Here is a 21,298-nt window from a genome sequence, read left to right as displayed (position 1 = left end):
CATAAAAAAACAGGTCAGCAACGGCCGACCTGTTTCTCTGGTGTTTTTTGCTCACGATGGCTTTACTTTAGAAGGTGTAACGCGCCTGCAGATAGTAATAACCACCATTCATGCCGAAAGGCGTGTTGCCGACGGGATACTTGAAGATGCCACCAAAGCTCTGATCGGTTGGCTCGGTTTTGGCTTTATCTGGGTAGACATCAAACAGGTTTTGCGCCCCCAGCGTCAGTGTCAGGTGATCAGTTGCGGTATAAGCCACAGAGAGGTCCGTGGTGGTTTTGGCACCGTAATCTAAGTTCTCACCCGTAGACAAACCCACTTTGTAGTCACCAAAGAAGTTAAAACGCAGATTGGTCTTAAAGTCACCATAACTATGGGTCAGGTTGAGACTGCCTTTATTTTGTGGAGAAGAGTCTGTCATCCGCACCTGTTCGACATGGTCAAACAGTTGATCTTCCAACCCGCCCAATAGTGATGGCAGGTGAATATCGCGGATTTCATTCTTGTTGTAGGCGTATACCATGCTGGCTGCCAGGTCACCGTAACTGCCAAGTTCAAAGTTCTGGCTAACCACCAGATCTACCCCTTTAGTACGGGTGTCTACGCCGTTGATAAAGAAGCGGGCCGATTCGGCATTAGTCCCCGAAAGTGCTTCCGCAACGGCGGCAGAGTCGCTTGGTGTCAGTGAGCTGGACAGAATGATGCGGTCATCAATATCAATCTGGTAAGCATCCAGCGTGATAGTCATGCCGCTATCCCCGGTATAAACCAGACCACCACTGAACGAGGTCGATTTCTCCGGTTTCAGTTCGCTTATTCCCAGCGCTTGCGCCACCGGCGACAGGCTGTTAAACGTACCGGATTCCGTTGGGACTAGTTCTCCAGTATCGGGATCTGATACAAACAGTGTCGAGATGTTAGTGAAGTACAGTTGCTGCACACTGGGTGCGCGGAAACCGGTATTCGCGGTGGCGCGGAATGCTAACTTGTCGGTTAAGTCATAGCGTCCTGCCAACTTCCAGGTGGTATTGCCGCCAAAGTCAGAATAGTCTTCATAACGCACAGCTGCGGCCCAGTAAAAATCCCGTGTCAGCTGGTTTTCTACTTCGGCATAGAGTCCGGTATTGTGACGACTTTCATCCACTTCTGACGCCGGAGTGAATCCGGTAAAGCCTTGGCTACCCGCCGCACGGTTATCATAGCCACCGTTGGCATATGAGGCTTCTTCGCCGGCCTCGATCTGATAGGTGTTATTACGATAAGCCACCCCCAGCGCCAGCAGCAGTTCCGAATCATTATAAAATGGCAGGTAACGGGAAGCATCAAGCGTCAGATTGGTTTCTTCAGTGGTCAGCGTGCCATCGTAAAAACTGGTCTGGCTGTCTGGACCATAAGACGCATTCAGACTGTTTTTAACATAGTATTCAAAGTCATTCCGGCCAAAACCAGCTGCGGCATCCAGTTTCCATTCACCCAGACTAAAGGCGTAACCGACAGTTGCGGAATAGTCCTTAATCTTGGGAGCCAATTGGGGCAGGTATCCATCAGGATAGATTTCCAGAATATTACGCGAGTCCAGTGCCCGACGATAAAATGCGCCAGATTCGTTCTCCCGGTGACTGATACCACCGAAGAAATACAGTTTGTCATCGCCGAAATATTGCGCACCGTTAAAAAACAATGCCAAGTTCTCATACTTGCCGTCACCAATCTGATGGTTTTTACGGTCAAAGGTGGCTTCGCGCGGATCTGCGCTACCATCTTCCAGCGTTGGATATTGCTGGCGTTGATCCAATCCGGCACGATTGGTTGGATTCTTGTGGTGAGCTTCCAGGGAAATATCCACATGGCCGTTTTCGCTGAATTTTATGCCCTTGTTAAGGCCCGCGCACCACTGCTCGCCGTCCCCCGCATAGGTCTGCCCACCTTGTAAGGCAATTTCGGCACCTTCGCTGGCGTCTTTCAGCACAATGTTGATCACCCCGGCGATAGCATCGGAGCCGTACTGGGCGGACGCTCCATCCCGCAGGATCTCTATGCGTTTAATGGCTGACATGGGGATGGTGTTCAAATCGACACTCGAAGAGCCTCGACCCGCCGTACCGTTCAGATGCACCAGCGCTGAACCGTGATAACGTTTACCATTGACCAGCACTAGCGTGTGATCGGGTGATAGTCCCCGTAGGCTGGCAGGGCGCACCGCATCGGTACCATCGGTCACCGAGGATGACGGGAAACTATAACTCGGCGCGGCAAACTGTAAAGCTTTGGCCGTTTCCGTCATCCCGGTCGCTTCCAGCTGTTCCGCTGAAATGATATCTACCGGTACCGCTGTATCCGTTGCACTGCGGACTGCTAGTCGAGAACCCACCACAGAGATTTTTTCGATATTACTGCTGTCTGCCGCGTAGACTGCCGGCAGAACGAGTTGGCTGGCAACCGCCAGCGAGATGACAGAGAGACGCATACAACCCCTTATTCCATTGAGTCAGTTTACATTTGTTATGTTATTTTTGTTACTTATTAACAACACTTAATAACAAACTACTTAATGAAAAATCAAGAGGAAAAATGTTTTAATTTTGGTGTTACAATAAATTAAATGTTAAAAAAATAAGTTTTGTTTATAATTTTAATTGATTATCTGGAATATCTTCTAATCGCTTTGTTTTAATCCTTGTTACATTGAATTTTGTGTAAACTCCCTCCGCTTTTTTTAAATGTAAATTTTCATCTTGGAGCATCATATGGCGTTGACGGTTTTGGATGGAGCGGGATGTGTAATATGCCCGTACTTGAAGCCGTGTCTGTAGGCCTCCATCGCCCTTTGCGTTACAATCACAGCGACGCAGATAAGCAGGAATTTCATGAATCAGAGTGTCCGAGCGGTGCATCCGTCCTGGGTAGTATTACCGCACCAGCAAACCGATAAGCCAACTGTGCTGGCTTTTCTGCTGGCGCGTTTCCCGGCTATCAGCGAAAGCATTTGGCGGCAGCGCTTACAACAGGGCAAGGTTCACTGGCAGGACGGTGAGCTGATAACCGAGTTGACTCCGTACCGCGCTGCGCAGCGGGTGTACTACTATCGTGAAGTAACCAGCGAACCACGTATACCGTTGCAGGAGCAGATCCTGCATCAAGATGCGCATTCACTGCTGGTGTTTAAACCCCATTTCTTACCGGTGACCCCAGGCGGTAGCTTCGTTAATGAATGTCTTGTTGCCAGACTGCGTGCCCGTACCGGCATTGACAGTATTGTCCCTGTCCACAGGTTGGATCGGGACACCTCTGGCGTGATGTTGATGTCGGTCTGTGCTGCCAGCCGCGATGCTTATCACGGACTGTTTCGTGACAGAAAGATCCATAAATGTTATCAGGCGTTAGCGCCATTAACCCCGGCGCTGCAACGCCAAGTGCCACAAGGCTGGCTGTCGGCACCGATTGGCTGGACCGTGAAAAATCGCATTGAGCGGGGTAAGCCTGGGTTTACCATGCGCGTAGTGAGTGGTGTGCCTAACAGTCACTCTGAGATCCGCCTGCTGGCGGTGAAAGATGACATCGGTCTATTTGAGCTACAACCGATAACCGGTAAAACGCATCAGTTGCGGCTGCATATGCAGTCGCTGGGAATGCCATTGCTCAACGATCGTTATTATCCAGCGTTGCAACCACTGCAGGCGGATGATTTTTCCAGACCATTAAAACTGGTGGCTTGTGAGTTGCGCTACCATGACCCGATTTCGGGGGAGCCGCGATATATCAGCTGTGATGGTTTTGCGGCAGAATTGGAGTCTGGCTGCTAGTACGTCAGCGGTTGTCTACACATTTTCTGCTATTGGCTTTTGCGCTTAAGGAGTTGCAGATGGCGTTTTCCAAACTTGATCCCAACACCGCATTAATCGTTATCGATTTGCAATATGGCATTGTGGCCTTGCCTACCTGCGGTGATGCCAGTGCCGTGGTGACGGTATCGGCGCAGATTGTTCAGGCGTTCAGACAACAGCAGCGCCCGGTAGTGTTAGTCAATGTCGCTGGGAGAGCCCCAGGACGCACCGAATTGCCAGCTCGCGCAGGTCAGCAGCCTGACAACTGGGCGACGCTGGTGCCTGAATTGCAACCGGTGTCAACGGACATGCTGATTACCAAACATAATTGGGGGGCTTTCATTAACACCGATTTGCACCAGCAACTGCAAGCGCTTGGGATAACCCAGGTAGTGGTTATCGGTATTGCTACCAGCATGGGGGTCGAATCCACTGCGCGGCAGGCTTTTGAACTGGGCTACAACGTCGCTTTGGTAACGGATGCAATGACAGATCTGAATCAAGAGACTCATAACAATAGCATTCAGCGCGTGTTCCCACGACTTGGGGAAACCGGCACGGCGGCGGAATTGCTGGCACTATTGGCGGGGTAATTCATGCATTTGAGGTCTGTATCAGCGTCGTTATATAAGTATCGGCGCTGGTTGTTACTGGCCGGATTATCCTGGTTATTGGCCCTGGGGCTTGATGTGGTCAATGTGCCGGCGGCTTATCTTTTGGGCCCTATGATAGCGGCAGTGTTGATGGCGGTGCTGCAGCAACCGACCATCGTTACCCCGTGGTTGTTTAATGCCGCCCAGGGATTGGTGGGGTGCATGATTGCCGCAAGCCTGCCCACGGCAATCGATAGTAGGATGCAGCAACATTGGCCGGCCTATGTCGGGTGCGTGGTCGGCGTGTTGTTACTCAGCAGTGTGCTTGGGTGGTTGTTGGCGCGTTGGCATGTTTTACCGGGAGCCACGGCGGTTTGGGGAACCTCACCTGGCGCGGCGTCCGTGATGACGGTGATGTCGGAACAGTTTGGCGCTGATGTGCGGCTGGTCGCCTTGATGCAATATATACGAGTGGTGCTGGTGGCCGTGGTAGCCATTGGGGTGACTCGCTGGTGGTTGCCGGCGGAGTCGTTGCATATGCCTGTACCAACTGATAGTCATTTACCTGTCTGGGGAGCTTGGTCTCTCACGGCGACCTTGCTACTGGTGGCCCTGGGCGTGGTTATCGGCCTGCTCAGCCGTATCCCTGCTGGGGCAATGTTGATGTCGTTGTTACTGGCAATAATCATACGAGAAACCGGCTGGTTCTCTATCACATTGCCGCAACCGCTGCTATTACTGGCTTATGCTGTCGTTGGCTGGAGTATTGGTGCGCGCTTTGATTTACCGATATTGCGCTACGCGGCGAAAGCGCTGCCAAGACTGTTGATATCGACCACAGTGCTGATAGTGTTATGCGCTGCACTGGCAACGTTGTTGGTGTTATTCACGGGGATGGATCCGCTTACGGCTTATTTGGCGATGAGTCCCGGTGGCGCGGATTCTGTCGCCATTATCGGCGCTTCCAGCCAAGTGGATATGGCATTGGTGATGACCATGCAAACCGGGCGACTGATACTGGTGATGGTGCTAGGGCCGCTGCTGGCGCGTTTAGTGACATGGCAACTGCAACGCCAGTAAATGGATGAATTAAAACAGGGGGGTGTATTTCATCAGTTCCCCTAAGGCGTGTACCCCAAGTTTTTTCATGGTGTTGGCGCGGTGAACTTCCACCGTACGCAGTGATAAGTACAACGCTTCCGACATCTGTTTATTGGTCTGCCCCTGGATCAGCAACTGCAATACCTGACGTTCTCTGGGGCTGAGGGTGTTAAAGCGTGCTTGTAACTGCTGTTCTTCCCACACCTTACGACTACTTTCCAATGCTTTATCAATGGCGGCTGCCAAGGCTTTACCATTGACAGGTTTTTGGAAAAAGTCACAGGCACCACGGCGGAATGCCTCAACTGCCATCGGCAGATCGCCATGACCGGTGAGAAAAATGATGCCTAACGGGCTGTCACATTGCAGCAGCCGTTGCTGCAAGGCCTGACCGGTCAGCTCTGGCATCCGCGCATCGAGAATAACGCAGCCGGGTTGTTGCAGTGGGCAGTGCGCTAGAAAACTCATGCCGTCGGCAAATCCTTGTACCTGATAACCAAACTGGCCCAGCATAAAACTGAGCGAATCGCGGATGGCGGCATCATCATCCACCAGATAGATTGTTTGTTGCATTGGTGCTCTCAATATGACCCTTGCCTCAAGAGTAATGCGCCGCTGCAACAGCGACAAATCAGCAACGTTGGCTTTTGGAGCCAGATCACCCGCTTTTTGCTGAGCGTTTGCGGTGATTCAAGGATTTGCCTTAATGGCTGTATTAGGCTGAACGCAATTAAATCCGGTGGGGTGATTATGAAGCGGTACTGGTGGATGCTGCTGTTGTGGTTCTGCTGCGGCCAGAGTCAGGCGATGCATTCCATTGCCGATGGTGAGATGGGCGATGACCCCATTGAAGCGGTGTTTCGTGTCGCCGTGCTGGCCAATCATGGCGAAGCGCAAGCGAAACAGCGTTGGCAGCCGATGATGGATTATCTGAGCGACCGGCTGCCGGGCAATCGTTTCGAAGTGGTGCCGCTGAACTTTACCCAGATGGATCAGCAACTGCTGGATCATCGAATTCAATTTATTGTCACCAATCCCGGCCAATACCTGAGCCTCAGCAGCCAGTTACCTTTATCGTGGTTAGCTACCATGCGCAGTCGAAAACATAATGGTGCAACCTATGCCATTGGGTCGACCATTATCGTGAAGGCAAGCAGCCCGATTAAGACGTTAGAGGATATGCGCGGTGCCTCAGTAGTGGCCAGTGATCCACAGGCCCTAGGGGGATATCAGGCCGCCGTGGGATTATTGAACCGACGTGGTATAGAAGCCAGCTCATTTTTTGGTGATATTCATTTTTTAGGGTTTCCATTAGAGCCTTTGGTATATCAGGTGCGTGATGGCACGGTGGATGCGGCCATTACACCTTACTGTACATTGGAGGAGATGGTGGAGGGTGGACTGGTCAAGCGCGAGGATTTTCGGGTGATCAATCGCCAACGCCCTGAGGGTTATGACTGTGATACCAGTACGCCGCTGTACCCTAACTGGTCTTTTGCTGCGTCTGATCAGGTTCCAAGTCCTATCACCCAGGCAATTACTCAAGCGTTGTTTGAGCTGCCAGCCGATTCTGAGGCCGCTATCCGTGCCGACTTGATGGGCTGGACCGCACCAGTGAGCCAGTTGGCAGTGATCAAACTGTATGATGAACTGCAACTGCATGGTGGGCCACCGCCCTTGTACGATGCGGCCCGCAAATGGTTTCGTCTACATCGAGATCTGGCTCTGCTACTGTTGGCGATTTTCTTTCTGGCACCTTTGTATCATTTGTGGCTGGAATACAAAATCCGCCAAAAGAATGAATTTTTGCTGGTGACTGAGCGGCAACTCAAAGATAAAGAATTACAGCTGGAGCGAATGCAGAGCGCCGCCATTGTCGGGGAAATTGGTGCCGGGCTGGCCCACGAATTGAACCAGCCAATTGCGGCGATTACTCAGTACAGTGAAGGTGCCTTGATGGCGTTGGAGCGACTGGATCAGCAAGACCCGAATCATCAGCAACTGCATGAGGTGTTGACTAAAATCTACAACCAGTCAATGCGTGCTGGTGGCGTGGTGCATCGTATTCGTGGGCTGTTACGCCGCCGCCGTAATGGCAGCGTGCCTTTGCTGATCCTGCCATTGCTGCAGGAAGCGCTAGCGTTGTTCCAACGTGCGATAGAGCAGCAGCAAGTCGCATTGCAATTGCACATCAATGGCGAGGAACAAGCCATACTGGGTGACAGTGTCGGACTCAGTCAGGTACTGGTGAATCTGCTGAAAAACGCCTTGGATGCGATGGAAAATAGCCGCGAACGACAACTGCAGATCCGCATTGATTATCAAGCATTTCCGAGTGAGCGTGAGCAAGAATTACAGCAGTCCTGGCTGTTATTGGAAGTGAGCGATACTGGCAGTGGTTTGACCGCGCCGGTCAGCCAATTGATGGAGTCTTTTGCCACCACCAAAGAGCATGGCCTTGGGCTGGGATTAGCCATCTGCCGCGATGTAATGACCGAACACCAAGGCTTATTGCAACTGGAAAACCGTCATGACCGTCAAGGATGTCGGGCGCGGCTGTGGTTGCCGTATCAGCGTAACTAGCGGTTAACGGATAGTTTGGATTAACTCCCAGCGGCTGCGGCAAAATTCCACTACCAAGCCTGCCAGCAATCCGGCTGCCGGGTTAACCGCCAGACTGACAATCGCAGTGGAAGCAATAACCGCCATACAGAATGGTCGGCCATCAAGTAACCGTTTTGACCAGGCTAACTGTAAGCCCGCGATTGACAGTAAACTGCCGAGGATCGCCATCGGGATCAGGCTTAGCAGCCAGGCGACAGACTCGCCCCAGCTCAGGGCAATCGCTACACAGCTGACGCCAAAGATGAAAGGAGCCCACATACGACGGGCGCCAAAATGATATTGCACGGCTAAGCCCCCGGCACCATGACACATGGCAATGGCACCCAAGGGGGCCAACAGCAGGTTTGCCAGCCCGGAGCTGGTGGCAAATGCTTTAGGCGTAAAGCGCTCAGCTTCTTCAGGGAATTTTTCCTTGGCCACCACCGAGGTCGCTATCACCGCATTGGTCAGCGTCATCGCCAGTTGCGGCAGTACCAGTAACGTCAAAGCCTGTGACCATTCACCCACTAACGGCCAGTGAAATTGCCACGGCGTTTGATTAAAGCTGAAAGTCGCCACGTCACCGCCGTGATGATATTGCCACAACATTCCTGCCACCAGCACCAACGGCATGGACACGTAACGTAATGGCAAAAAACGGCACAGGAAGATCAACGCAAATGCACCAAAACCTATGGCAGGGGTCACCGCCATCATTTTGCCGCCCATCATCAGCAACTGGATGCCAATCGCCAACTGGATACCCACGCTGATGGCCTGGGATATCTGCCGCGACAGCCAGGTGATGGCACCACTGAAGGCTAACAACAGCAGGATTATTCCCATCAAGATGCCACTGGCCTGCATGATCCCGGGCGTCAAGCCTTGGGCGATGACCAGTGCAGAGATCACTTTCATCGGTTGGATCGGGATGGGGCGACGGTAAAACAGCGCTACCGCCAGAGCAAAAATCCCGAAACCGAAAAAGATACCTTGTGGCGAAAACTGATTAAGGGCGATAAGCCCCAGCACTAACGGCAGAAAAGTACCCAGATCGGCAAAAGCGCCGCTGAATTCCCCTAAGGTGCGGTTGACATTGACAGAGACAAGACTGGATGGAGTCATATAGGTTGCCGTGTTAACAGTTACTATAATAACCGCAATAACAGTGCCAGTTTTTTAGCAGTGTTAACGCTGTATATTCCGAAATTTTCTGGTATTTACGCTTTGAGTTTAGCGGTGTTGGGACAGTTTGGCTGAAGGCTTAGTCTTATTGTCTGGAAAGGTGGACCAGTCCCTGAGCAGGGATTGGGACTGGTCCTAGTCGGGAGCACTTGTTATGTCCGACCAAACAAGGAACGCGGGTCAGGTTTTATTGGCGATGTAGTGTCCCTTTTACTTTCATTGGGTCACCTTCATAGCCCAGCGCTTTCCAGTCCAATCGACCATTCGCACTGTGGCAATCGGCACACTTGAGCGCTTGTTCCTTTGGTGACACCATGTGGTTGATACGCCACCACATTTCAGTTGGTGCAAAGCCGTATTCACCGCTGTAGGTAGCACCTACCGCTTTCATGGCTTCGCTGGCTTCCATACCCAGCCGAGCAGCTTTATCCCAGTCGAAGTCGCTCCAGTAACCGCCTTTACCGTAAGTTTTCGGATTGAGGAAGATATGGTTCTTCTTGTCGTAGATCTGCTTACCGGTAAACACCTTAAACGGGTAGATCTTGGCTTTTGGATCTTTGATATCGCCCAGCGGATACGCCAGTTTAGTGACTTTTGTGGGATCCATCTTATCCCCAGCCATATAAGCATCCGCTTTGCCGTTGTACCAGGCGTAACTAGGTTTCACCATCTTGCCCCAAGTGAATGAACCTTTTTTCTTGAGATAAGTATGGCGACCATATTCATCCACCGCATCTTCTCGGTCTTCACCGGCAGTTGACCAGTCCCAAGTGAGCTTGGTGGCTTCCTGGCGGGCGTAGTAGGGAATATGGCAGGTTTGACAAGCAACGGTTGCAGTATGGGCGTTCAAACGTTTGTTAGCGTGAGGCGCCGCATCATGACAGTTAGTACAGCCGATATGATCTTCACCACCAGGTGACACGCCCATGGCATTGCCGCTGATATTATGATCCTTGGTGTGATGACAATCCTGACATTGGAAGTCGTTACCATCGGCATTCATGTGTACATCCAGATTCTTGTCAGGGTAAGCCATAGAAGAGTCCAGATCGCCGTGTTTCACCGCGTCACCGCCACCTCCATAGAAGTGACAGGAGCCGCAGTTATCACGTACAGGTTTACCGACGTTTTGCGCCACTTTGACCAGATCGACGTTTTCAAACGCCTCGCCAGCGACTGTTTTGCTGTAAGTGCCGGTGGTGTCATGGCAAACCAGACAATCTACTTTGGTTTCATCTTTGAAATCAAAGTTGTTGTCTTTCCAGCCATAGCCAGCATGGCACACGGTACAACGTGGTTGGTTACCTGCAATGGAAACACAGAAGTTGTTGATCGCATTTTTCTTGCCGCGCATCACGGTGCGGTCAGGTAATTGCTGTTTCAGCTCCCAGGTCCAGTGGGAGGTTTTCATGACGTCTTTCGCTTCCTTTTCATGACATTGCAGGCAGGCCTTGGTGACTTCAGGACCGTTGGCATAGGGCCCCTTCAGTACCTCTTGGTGCGGCGCTGCTGCGCTGGCACTTCCCGCCGCCAGCAACAGGAGTAACGCAAGTGATTTCATAAGAGTCTCCTGCCCCGGTTGCCCGGGGCTGTTGTATGGGGTTAGAAGTTGACGGTCAGTGAAGCATTAACATCAAAGGCGGTATCAATCACAGGTAACAGTGAATAGGCGGTACCTTTGAGCACATCACTGACTTTCTGCGGTGCGCCTACAGGTGTGCCACTGCCGGTATATTCATAGTCGTAGTAAAGCCCCGCCAGTTTGATGAACATGTGGGGGTTAACGTCGAAGATGTAATAGCCTTCGATGACATGACCGCGAGTGGCCAGTTTGCTGCCGATTGGGTCATCCTGCGCCTGGGTGAACGGTGTCCAGTATTTGGAGCCGTAGTTGTATTCCAGACCAAATTTTCCGTATGGCGCGGGGATCTGCATCCCGACATAAACGCCGTAGCCATCGTGATTTTCGTTACTGTCAGCGGTGGAGGGCGACATGATGATTTCGCTGCCATCACTATTCAGTTCTGCAGTGAACACCGCATCTGATAACAAGCCGCCGAACATGCCAGCATAGCCATTACCAACGGTACGCGTCCAACCGAACGAGGCGAAGAACTTCATCTCATCATCGGTTTCGTAGGAGTAACCTACGCCACCCAGATACATATCACCGATCACTCCACTGGGTTGAACCCGAGTGACGAAATTGAAGTTGTCAAACTTCTGCAGATCTTGGTACATGGTTGGTGCAAAGATAGACGCCAACTGGTTAGGGAAGGCCATTGTGCCTTTGAAACCATCGTTGATGTCCTTGGCCGCGAACAGGGTAAACTGCAGGAAGTGGTTGCCATCGTTAATGGCATCAATGTTAAAGCCGCCCAAGTGGGTATCTTTGGTGATAGTGTCACCAAATAGCTCACCATTGCCCCATTGTGACTCAAAACCCTGACCATAGCAGAAACGCACGACTTGGCCTTCAACCCCGGTCAATTCACCGAGTTTGTAACCGATAGTCATACCATCAAAGTTGAAGTTAACTAAATGGCCGGAAGGGGTGCCGCCCCGCAGCTCGTTTTCACGATAATGGCTTGGTGGGCCATAAGTGGAGGGGCGACGGCCAATGGACAGGTAAAACTCGGAACCACCGATGTTGCGCCAGTCGAAATAGGCGCGTTCTACTCGTAACCAGTCACCGGAAGTGTTAGCAGAATCGGTGCCATCCATAGTGAATGAACGCCAGGAATCGAACACCTGAACTCCGGTAGAATCCCCCCAGTTTTTGTACATACTGAGGCGCCCGGCAAAGTCCACGTTATCCCATACCTGCGCTTTCAGATTTAAGCGCAGACGGGTGTTGTAATAAATGTCATTGTCGATATCCTGACGAGTCTGGGCAGCCAGTACATAAGGCATAACCCCGTTTAATTGACCACTCTGGAAGGCACTTGCCAGTGCAGGATTGGCGGCCATCATTTTACCGAGCGGTGAATTGGCATCGGCAGGATTACCGTATTCTCCAGCCATGGCGCGGGCACCAAAATCACTAAAATTTACCAGTATCGCTGGATTCCAGGTAACGTCCTGATAGTGCAGAGAATGAGCTCTGACGCGAAAATCACCGGTGAAGGTGATACGGTCAAGCGCTGCATGACGTTCGGTTTTATTCACCCTAGAGTTGAGACTTTCCAGTTCCTGAGTAATCTCTGCCAGTTGCTGTTTTAGCTCAGTAATCTTGGCGTTATCTGTTTGTTCTGCGGCATAAACAGCTGGGCTGGCCATGGCGGCAAGTCCTAAAGCCTGGGCGACAACAATTGCGACTAACGTGCGCATATTTTATCTCCTGACCGGAACCCCGGTCTTTTTCAGGCAGCAACAGGCCCTGGAGCATGCTCCATACTGTTGCTGTCAGTTTATCGGGTTTGTGTTGGCTAAGTGCCGGGATTAGCCGCAGGTCTGAGGCTGAGCTGAATCCGCAGCATGGTCATACAGGAATTGCTGAATATCTTTCAGATCCTGCTCACTCAGCTTTTGGAACACTTCAGGTTTGGCTTTATGCTTGTCTTTATCGAAGAAACGATCCCATTGCGCCATGGTTTTGCTCATTGGGGTTAATTCCCCAGCGGCATCACTTTTACTGTGGCAGACCTTGCATTCCTTCTTATACAGATGTTTACCTTTTTTGGGGTTGCCGCCATCGGCGGCGGTGGCTCCTGCCGCCAGCACAGTGGCCAGCAGTAATACACCGAGCTGGATTTTGGTTTTCATCATCAATGTCCTCGTATTGCGTTTTAATGCATCATCCTTTTAAAGATGTTGCTGTTGTTTTATTTCGGTTAAGAATTTAGCAAAGGGAAAAATATCGAGGTTTGACGGTGATCACTTTCATGAAATTTTTCTAATTGAAAAAAATATCATTGAAATAAATCTAATTGATCGATAGTTTTAATATTTAAATGCTAATAATATCAATGAATTAATTATTTATTTTTTAATTTATAGAAAATAGATATTGCAGGGAATATCACATTTTTATAAGAGTGACCAAGTTAACAAAAGTTAATATTGGCTATTTTTATGCGCCATTAAATGGTTATTTTCGGCTTTAGTTAATTAGTAAATAGAATGTAATTCTGTTCACATATTGCAGGCAGAAAACCAGACTTCTTATGCCTTGGATCACATCCATCGGCACATTGTGGTTTACCACAATACCCACAGAATATTCATGGATTAACAATCTACTCGAAATCCGCGCAGATGCAGTTGCGATATAACCCGTGCAATGCGTCTGAGTAAAAATGATTCCGAGTGAACTATTCGTCTTCCATGGAAGATGATGGAGGTTAACCATGATAAAGCTTGATCGACGGGCTTTCCTTAAAGGTGCAGGCGCAACCGGTGCTTCCTGTGCCTTAACTGGCGTTATCCCCGGCTCCATTGCTGCGGTCGGTGCGCCGGCTCTGAGCGGCAGTGCTGAAGCGGTGCCCAGTATCTGTGAAATGTGTTCCACCCGCTGCCCTATCTCTGCCCGGGTAGTGGATGGTAAAACGGTATTTATCCAAGGTAACACCGAAGCCAAATCCTTCGGTGGTAAAGTCTGCGCCCGCGGCGGTGCGGGTCACAGTCTGCTGTATGATCCACAACGTATTGTTAAGCCGATGAAACGCGTGGGTGAGCGTGGCGAAGGCAAATGGCAGACCATCAGTTGGGAACAAGCCTACAGCGAGATCGCCACCAAACTGAACGAGCTGAAAAGCAAATATGGCCCAGAAACTGTGGTGTTTTCTTCCAAGTCAGGTTCGGAACACACCTATTTGTTTGATTTAGCCAAGGCTTTTGGTAGTCCGAATACACTGACCCACTTAACCACCTGCCCGGTGGGAATGGAAGTCGCTAGTGATGTGATGTTTGGTACTGGCATGAAGCGGGATATTGGCAATAGCCGTTATGTGATCAACTTTGGTCATAACCTGTATGAAGGTTTGGATATGTCTGAAAGTCGTGCACTGATGAGAGCACAGATGGACAAACACGCCAAACTGGTGGTATTTGACCCGCGTTTTTCGATGGTAGCCGCTAAATCTGATGAATGGCTTCCTATCCGTCCAGGCACCGATATTGCGGTAGCTTTGGCAATAAGCCATGTGCTGATTGAAGAAAAACTGTTCGATAAAGCATTTGTAGATCAATATGTTGAAGGCTTTGAACCGTTTGCATCACAGATGGCCGAATACACGCCTGAATGGGCAGAATCGCTCAGTGATGTGCCTGCCAAGGATATTCGCCGTATTGCTCGTGAACTGGCGCAAGCCGCGCCGCATGCAATGATCAATTCTGGACACCGCAGCACTTTTACACCTGAAGAACTGGATTTCCGCCGGGCGATTTTTGCCGTTAACGTTTTGCTGGGAAATATCGAACGTAAAGGTGGATATTTTATGGGCAAAAAGGCGGCGACCTACAATAAATTTGCAGGCGAGGCTGTTGCTCCAGAACTGGCAAAACCAGGTGTTAATATCCCTAAACCTAATGCTAAACGCATTGATCAAATGGATGAACAATACGCCTTGCTGTGGAAGATGGGCGGGATATATCAGTCCATTATTGACACCGTCAATACCAATAAACCCTATGCCATACATGGCTGGGTGATGACTCGTACCAATCCGATGCAGACCATGACCGATCGCGCCAAAGTGGAACAGGCGCTAAAGCAGATGGATCTGGTCGTATGCTGTGATTTGTATGTCAGTGAAACAGCCGCTTATGCCGATTACTTCTTGCCTGAATGTACCTATCTGGAACGTGATGAAGAAGTCAAAGACAAGTCTGGCAAAAACCCGGCTTATTATGTACGCCAACAAGTTGTCGACGTGATTGGTGATACCAAGCCTGCCTGGCAAATCTTCCGCGAGTTAGGCGTTAAATTAGGGCTGGAACAATATTTCCCTTGGGAAGATGTACAGACACTGCAATTGGCGCAGGTGAATAAAGATGACGCCTTGTTGAAGCAAATCAAGCACAAGGGCTATGTCAGCTATGGCGTGCCATTGATGTTGAGAGAACCAGAAATGGTGGCTGCATTTACTGCAAAATTTGCTAATGCTCGTCCGGTTGATGAAGACGGCACCTATGGCAGTGCACTTAAGTTCAAAACCGCCTCTGGGAAAATTGAACTGTATTCTGAGGAAGTCGAGAAAATTGCGCCTGGACGTGGTGCTATCAAATACCGAGATGTGTCATTTAAACAATCTAATGAGCTGTACTTTATCCAAGGAAAAGTAGCCGTTCATACCAATGCTGGCACACAACAAGTGCCTTTCCTCGCCAATTTAATGTCAGATAATGCGGTGTGGATCCATCCTGAAACTGCTGCTAAGCATGGTATCAAGACGGGTGACAACATCCGTTTGACCTCCAGTGTCGGCAGTGAAATTGGTCAGGCGTTGGTTACCAAGGGCATTCGCCCTGACACCGTCTTTGCCTATATGGGCTTTGGTTCTAAAAATCAGGAATCAATCCGCATCAGTGACAAAGGGGTGCACTGTGGCAACCTGCTGCCTCACGTCACCGCACCGGTATGTGGTGCGTGTGTACACACCACTGGCGTGAAACTGGAAAAGGTATAATCGGAGGCTGATGATGAATAAGAGATACGTCATGGTGCACGATGAAAACAAGTGCATCGGTTGTCAGGCGTGCAATGTTGCCTGCCGCAGCGAAAACCAAGTTCCAGACGGAGTCACTCGGCTACAGGTGAGGGTTGAAGGGCCCTATGGTGAGGTACCAGACTTACACTTTAAGTTTGATCGAGTATCTTGTCAGCAGTGTGAAAACGCGCCTTGCGTTAAGGTGTGTCCCACCGGCGCGGCCTACGTGAACGATGATGGCATTGTCACCATCAACCACGAAAAATGTATAGGTTGTCAATACTGCATTGCTGCCTGCCCATACAAAGTGCGCTTTATCAACCCGGTCACCTTGACGGCAGATAAGTGTAACTTCTGTACAGACACCCGATTGGCACGTGGCGAACAACCTGCCTGTGTCACTGTGTGCCCCACCAATGCCTTGGTGTTTGGCGATGCCAATGACGCCAATAGCGACGTGAGCAAACTGCTGAACAGCGCGCCAACCTATCGCGAAAAAGTCCATCTTGGTACGCAACCAAGGGTTTACCGTATTCCTGCCCGCAAAGGAGGGATTGAAGCATGAACAATATCTGGGGTGATATGTCACAGTACAATCCTGTGACTTGGCATTGGGTGATTGCCGTATACCTGTTTCTGGCCGGGCTTTCTGCAGGCAGTTTACTGATTGCCATCGCGATGCGCTGGGTAAAGGGTGACCGTGAGGAGAGTCCCGTCCTCAAGGCCGCTGCACTCATTGCACCCGTGGCTATCTGTCTGGGAATGTTATGTCTGGTCTTTGACCTGACTCGGCCGTTCCATTTCTGGTTGATCCTCGTTAACTATAACTTCACGTCAGTGATGTCTATCGGGGTGTTGGCGTTATTGGTCTTTATTCCGTTGACCTTCCTGTATGCACTGGTGGTATTCCGGGGGCAACTGGCAACTATCGGTTTGGGCTTCCTGCAAGGACTGGCCGATGTGCTGAATGGTCTCAGAAAACCAATGGAAACGTTGTTGTTTGCGCTAGCGGTGATCGTGGGTGCTTACACCGGTTTCCTGATCTCGGCGATGAACATCTATCCGATGCTCAATACCGCGATTCTGCCAGCGCTGTTTTTGGTGTCAGGGATTTCTGCAGGTGCAGCCGCCAATGCAGTTGTAGCACTGCTGTTGTTCAAAACTCCGGCGCATGATCATGAGCTTGGTCGTATGCACGGTATTGAATTGCCAGTCGTGGGCATCGAGATGCTGTTCCTGTTCATGCTGTTTTGTGGCCTGTACTTCAAGGGTGGCGCTGCTGCTGCCGCACTGGCATCACTGACAACTGGCACTTGGGCTGCGGTTTTCTGGACATTGGTGGTGGCAGTTGGTTTTGGGGTGCCGCTGTTATCGCTGCTGTTACCGGCGCAGCAACGTCATGGCAAAGGCGTCATGCTGCTAGGGGCGCTGTGTAGCCTAACCGGAGTGCTGGCACTAAGACACTTCATCCTGTATGCGGGACAAAGTTATCTTGGGTAAATCATTTATGTGATGGAAATCAAAGCCCTCGCTTTAGCGGGGGCTTTTTTGTGTCGCTTTTTCTGGAGAGTCATTGGGTAACAACTATCTTTAATTGAACAAACAGCGGCTGGGGAGAAGCGAGATGAAACTGAAGATGCTGGCGTTGCTATGCGCCACGACATTAAGTTGTGGGCCATTATGGGCCGGGCAAGATGTGTATGAAGCCAGAACCGATGCCATGGGCGGCGCGGGTGTGGCGGCAGGTGACAGAATGGTAGCGGGTTTTATCAATCCGGCATTATTGAGCCTAACGGAGCGCCAGAGCGAAGACGTGAGCCTGCTGTTGCCAACATTAGGTGCTGATGGTGCCGATAAAGACAAAATGGTCGATAAGTTTGATGATGTGCAAGATAACTATGACGCTTTGGAACTGGCGATAGATAACCGCGATGTAGAGGGAATGATCCATTATCGCGATCAGCTCTTGGGAAACTTACAATCATTAGTCGGCAATAGCGCTTACGCCAGTGCTGGTTTGGGGCTTGCGGTGGTGCTGCCCTCTAGTAAGCGCCTGTCGGTTGCTATCATCGCTAAGAGTTATCTCGATGGCTTTGCGTTGGCCGATATCAGTGAGTCCGATCTGTCGTTACTGAGCACGCTGGATCCGCTAAATCCGCCGTCGCTGGATGACTTGTCGTCTCAAGGGCGCGTGATTGCCGGCGCGGTTTCTGATGTCGGTGTGGCGCTGAGCAGTGGCTTCACTGTGGCGAATATGCCGCTCACCGTCGGGATTACCCCTAAATTGCAGCGGCTGGATACGTTCAATTATGCCGTGTCAGCCAACAATTTTGATGTTAGTGATTTCGACAGTGATGATTATCGTAACGATGACACAGGTTTTAACCTGGATGTTGGGATTGCGTTGCAACCCATGCCGGGGCTGACCGTGGGGCTCAGTGGTCGCAACTTGGTGAAGCAAGACATGCAGACCATGGTTTCCGAAGGCCAGCAATTAACCTACCAAATCAAACCCATGGTAACTGCTGGTATCGCTTATGAATGGCGGGCAGTGATGTTAACCAGTGATATCGACTTGACGGAAAACAACAAGTTTGCCGAGCTGGACGGGCCGAAATATTGGCGGGTTGGCGGTGAAGTGAAAGCCACTGACTGGCTAGCGTTACGACTTGGTTATCGCCAGGATCTCAACGATGTCACCACCGATATCTATTCAGTGGGAACGGGTATCGCTATCGGCAAATTCTTTAGATTAGATCTGACTGGGATGTTTGGCAGCGATAACGCTATCGGCGGCGCGTTACAGACCTCGTATCACTTCTAGGTGAAACAACAAGGGCGTTGTCAGGATAGCAACGCCCACAAGGATTTGAGTGCTAGCAATAATGCGCTGGCGCCACACAGCGCTAATGTCAGCAGGCGGGTACGGCGTTTATCTACTCGGGGTAACAAGATGCCTGAGGCGAGAAATCCCAGCACTACCGCCGGTAATAACAGCACAGATAACAACAAGTCGCGCCAACTGACCATACCGGACAGCGCCAAAATCAGCAGACTGATACAGGTGCTCACCATAAAAAATGCCGACAACGCCGCACGGAATTTACCGGCTTCGCGCCCCGTGAGCAGCAATGCCATCGGCGGGCCACCGATACCTGCTACCGTCCCGAATATGCCCGAAAAGGCACCGGCAATAAACAGGTTGCGACGGGTGACGGCGACGCTGAATTTCTTCAAGCTCACCACTACTGCGGCGCCAACAATGACCGCGATAATCAAGCCCAGCACCGCGCGCGGCGCCAATAGCAACGTGACCCCCAACAAGCTGCCGGGAATCCGCCCGGCCAATGCGTATTGCAATCCGCCCAGTTCCAGATTGCCGCGCTCGCGCAGCAGTGTTAGCAACGCAATGGAAAAGCTCAGAATAATCACCGGTACTGGCACCAGTTCCGGGTCAACAATATAAAGTAGCGGGGTAGAAACGACTGCCAGACCGAAGCCTAACAGACTTTGCGTCACGGCACCGATGACAATAATCAGCGATGCCAGCAATAAGGTAACAGGATCGATCAACGACCACATAACAACGAAGTAACGCCGGGAAACTCCCGGCTATCAGTAAAATAAGGGTGGCTTGGGAAACGGCACATTTACTCCATTTCTTCCCATTCGATGCCCATATCTTCCATCATCTGCTTGGCTTCCGCCGGGATACTGTCGGGCTGATCTTTGGACAAGTCTTCATCGTTGGGTAACGGCTGGCCAGTGTAGGCATGCAGAAATGCTTCACACAGCAGCTCACTGTTAGTGGCATGACGCAGGTTGTTGACCTGGCGACGAGTGCGTTCATCCGTCAGCACTTTCAGTACTTTCAGCGGAATAGACACAGTGATTTTTTTTACTTGTTCGTTTTTCTTCCCGTGCTCAGCGTAGGGGCTGATGTATTCGCCATTCCATTCAGTCATGTTGCACCTGCTATGTCACTAATTCGCTGCCGATTTTAAACTCTTACACCCTACAGTCAAATCTCGGGTCGTAATACTGTATCACAAAAATGGAATTCTATACATTTGGACGTCTAAACGTCTTTATGCCTATTGACGCCAAGGGGGGAGTTGGTAGAATTTAGCCATCCAGACATCTTTATGGTGTTTCTTGTAAAGCATTTGAGGAGCCAAAAATGACAGCACGGAAAATGGCGACGATTGCCGTCCGTCAGGGGATTGAGTCCGATAGCCAGCATGGTGCTGTGGTTCCGCCCATCTATCTTTCAACCAACTACGCTTTTGATGGTCACACAACGCCAAGGCAGTTTGATTACAGCCGTTCCGGTAATCCCACTCGCAGTATTCTTGGTAATGCGATTGGTGAACTGGAACAGGGTTGTCCGGCAGTGATCACCACCAGTGGTATGGCGGCGGTGACGCTGGTGGTCAGCCTGCTTAGCCCCGAGGATCTGCTGGTGGTGCCAAACGACTGCTATGGTGGATGTTATCGACTATTTACCAATCTGGCTAAAAAGGGCCAATTTCAACTGGCAATAGTGGATCAAACCGATACAGCAGCGCTGCAACAGGCCATTGCCCGTAAGCCGAAGATGGTATGGATTGAAACGCCCTCGAATCCTTTGTTGCGAGTCATTGATATTGCCGCCATCGCCGCTGCTTGCCAAGCCGTTGGGGCGCTACTGGTGGCAGATAACACCTTTTTGTCACCCGCGTTGCAGCAACCTTTGCTGCTCGGTGCCGATATCGTGGTGCACTCCACCACTAAATACCTCAACGGTCATAGTGACGTGGTCGGTGGCGCGGTGATCGCTAAAGAGCCTGCATTGGCGGAGCAACTGCATTGGTGGTCGAACACGCTGGGATTAACCGGCGGCGCGTTTGACAGCTATCTGACATTGCGTGGTTTACGGACATTGGCATTACGCATTGAGCAGCATCAGAGTAATGCCGCTAAAATTGTCGAGTTGTTGCAACACAGTGCCCAGGTGCAGCAGGTATATTATCCCGGATTAGCAACGCATCCCGGTCACGAAATCGCTGCCAGACAGCAGCAGGGCTTCGGTGCTATGGTCAGTTTTGAGTTGACGGGCGGTGAAGCGCAGGTGACGGCATTTCTCGGTGCGTTACGTTATTTTTCGGTCGCAGAAAGTCTCGGTGGTGTAGAAAGTCTGGTGGCAGTCCCTGCTACAATGACTCACCGCGCGATGGAGCCGGCCGCCCGTGCTGAAGCGGGCATTAAAGATACCCTGATTCGTTTGTCCGTTGGTATCGAAGATCCACAGGATCTGTTGGACGATATTGCTGCCGGTCTGGCAGCCGTTGCCGCCTGTTGA

The 21,298-nt window shown here is 50.9% G+C and carries 17 protein-coding genes; 9 read left to right on the top strand and 8 right to left on the bottom strand.

Features of this window, described 5'->3' with window-relative positions:
• Positions 1–67: 67 nt before the first annotated feature.
• On the bottom strand, positions 68–2,467 hold the full coding sequence (locus tag IE064_RS04370; RefSeq protein WP_189616762.1) for a TonB-dependent receptor plug domain-containing protein: 2,400 nt from the start codon (positions 2,465–2,467) through the stop codon (positions 68–70).
• A 400-nt stretch (positions 2,468–2,867) separates the two neighbouring features.
• Between IE064_RS04370 and IE064_RS04365 the strand changes: the two genes are divergently transcribed.
• From IE064_RS04365 to IE064_RS04355, 3 genes are read left to right on the top strand one after another with little or no spacing between them, the layout of a single operon-like run.
• Entirely contained in the window at positions 2,868–3,803 is a 936-nt protein-coding gene (locus IE064_RS04365; RefSeq protein WP_189616759.1) for a pseudouridine synthase, read from the top strand.
• Positions 3,804–3,862: 59 nt separating this feature from the next.
• Positions 3,863–4,417, top strand: coding sequence for an isochorismatase family protein (locus IE064_RS04360; RefSeq protein ID WP_189616757.1), 555 nt, complete (start codon positions 3,863–3,865; stop codon positions 4,415–4,417).
• Between the two features lie 3 nt (positions 4,418–4,420).
• Positions 4,421–5,497 (top strand): AbrB family transcriptional regulator, encoded by a 1,077-nt coding sequence (locus tag IE064_RS04355; RefSeq protein WP_189616755.1) that lies wholly within the window; start codon positions 4,421–4,423, stop codon positions 5,495–5,497.
• A 9-nt stretch (positions 5,498–5,506) separates the two neighbouring features.
• Here the strand turns inward: IE064_RS04355 and IE064_RS04350 are convergent, their stop codons facing one another.
• Positions 5,507–6,091, bottom strand: a complete 585-nt coding sequence (locus tag IE064_RS04350; protein ID WP_133038501.1) for a response regulator transcription factor — start codon at positions 6,089–6,091, stop codon at positions 5,507–5,509.
• Between the two features lie 234 nt (positions 6,092–6,325).
• Here IE064_RS04350 and IE064_RS04345 point away from each other — a divergent pair, with 234 nt between their 5' ends.
• Positions 6,326–8,101, top strand: coding sequence for a sensor histidine kinase (locus IE064_RS04345; protein ID WP_229799859.1), 1,776 nt, complete (start codon positions 6,326–6,328; stop codon positions 8,099–8,101).
• Between the two features lie 3 nt (positions 8,102–8,104).
• Here the strand turns inward: IE064_RS04345 and IE064_RS04340 are convergent, their stop codons facing one another.
• The 4 genes from IE064_RS04340 to IE064_RS04325 all read right to left on the bottom strand — a co-directional run bounded on the left by IE064_RS04340 (position 8,105) and on the right by IE064_RS04325 (position 13,075).
• A complete protein-coding gene (locus tag IE064_RS04340) occupies positions 8,105–9,247 on the bottom strand; it encodes a putative sulfate/molybdate transporter (RefSeq protein WP_189616752.1) in 1,143 nt (380 codons plus the stop codon).
• Positions 9,248–9,494: 247 nt separating this feature from the next.
• A complete protein-coding gene (locus tag IE064_RS04335) occupies positions 9,495–10,868 on the bottom strand; it encodes a tetrathionate reductase family octaheme c-type cytochrome (protein WP_189616750.1) in 1,374 nt (457 codons plus the stop codon).
• A gap of 41 nt (positions 10,869–10,909) precedes the next feature.
• A complete protein-coding gene (locus IE064_RS04330) occupies positions 10,910–12,637 on the bottom strand; it encodes a DUF3373 domain-containing protein (protein ID WP_189616749.1) in 1,728 nt (575 codons plus the stop codon).
• Between the two features lie 111 nt (positions 12,638–12,748).
• Positions 12,749–13,075 (bottom strand): c-type cytochrome, encoded by a 327-nt coding sequence (locus tag IE064_RS04325; RefSeq protein ID WP_189616747.1) that lies wholly within the window; start codon positions 13,073–13,075, stop codon positions 12,749–12,751.
• 581 nt (positions 13,076–13,656) lie between these two features.
• Here IE064_RS04325 and phsA point away from each other — a divergent pair.
• From phsA to IE064_RS04305, 4 genes are all read left to right on the top strand, one after another.
• Positions 13,657–15,936, top strand: a complete 2,280-nt coding sequence (gene phsA / locus IE064_RS04320; RefSeq protein ID WP_189616745.1) for a thiosulfate reductase PhsA — start codon at positions 13,657–13,659, stop codon at positions 15,934–15,936.
• 13 nt (positions 15,937–15,949) lie between these two features.
• A complete protein-coding gene (locus IE064_RS04315; RefSeq protein WP_189616894.1) occupies positions 15,950–16,522 on the top strand; it encodes a 4Fe-4S dicluster domain-containing protein in 573 nt (190 codons plus the stop codon).
• Positions 16,519–17,457 carry an NrfD/PsrC family molybdoenzyme membrane anchor subunit gene (gene nrfD, locus IE064_RS04310; RefSeq protein ID WP_189616743.1) on the top strand — a complete coding sequence of 313 codons (939 nt, stop codon included), beginning with the start codon at positions 16,519–16,521 and terminating at the stop codon, positions 17,455–17,457. Before IE064_RS04315 ends, nrfD begins: the two co-directional genes overlap by 4 nt.
• Positions 17,458–17,581: 124 nt before the next feature.
• Complete coding sequence (locus IE064_RS04305; protein WP_189616741.1) at positions 17,582–18,781, top strand: conjugal transfer protein TraF; 1,200 nt, start codon at positions 17,582–17,584, stop codon at positions 18,779–18,781.
• A 20-nt stretch (positions 18,782–18,801) separates the two neighbouring features.
• Here the strand turns inward: IE064_RS04305 and IE064_RS04300 are convergent, their stop codons facing one another.
• On the bottom strand, positions 18,802–19,539 hold the full coding sequence (locus tag IE064_RS04300; protein ID WP_189616739.1) for a sulfite exporter TauE/SafE family protein: 738 nt from the start codon (positions 19,537–19,539) through the stop codon (positions 18,802–18,804).
• A gap of 68 nt (positions 19,540–19,607) precedes the next feature.
• Positions 19,608–19,922, bottom strand: coding sequence for a met regulon transcriptional regulator MetJ (gene metJ, locus IE064_RS04295; protein ID WP_133038511.1), 315 nt, complete (start codon positions 19,920–19,922; stop codon positions 19,608–19,610).
• A 215-nt stretch (positions 19,923–20,137) separates the two neighbouring features.
• Between metJ and metB the strand changes: the two genes are divergently transcribed.
• Complete coding sequence (gene metB / locus IE064_RS04290; RefSeq protein ID WP_189616736.1) at positions 20,138–21,298, top strand: cystathionine gamma-synthase; 1,161 nt, start codon at positions 20,138–20,140, stop codon at positions 21,296–21,298.

This window comes from Shewanella fodinae (assembly GCF_014651955.1).
GTDB classification, from domain to species: Bacteria; Pseudomonadota; Gammaproteobacteria; order Enterobacterales; family Shewanellaceae; genus Shewanella; species Shewanella fodinae.
The sequence above is the reverse complement of the archived record's forward strand: the minus strand, read 5'-3'. Positions and strand labels throughout refer to the sequence as shown.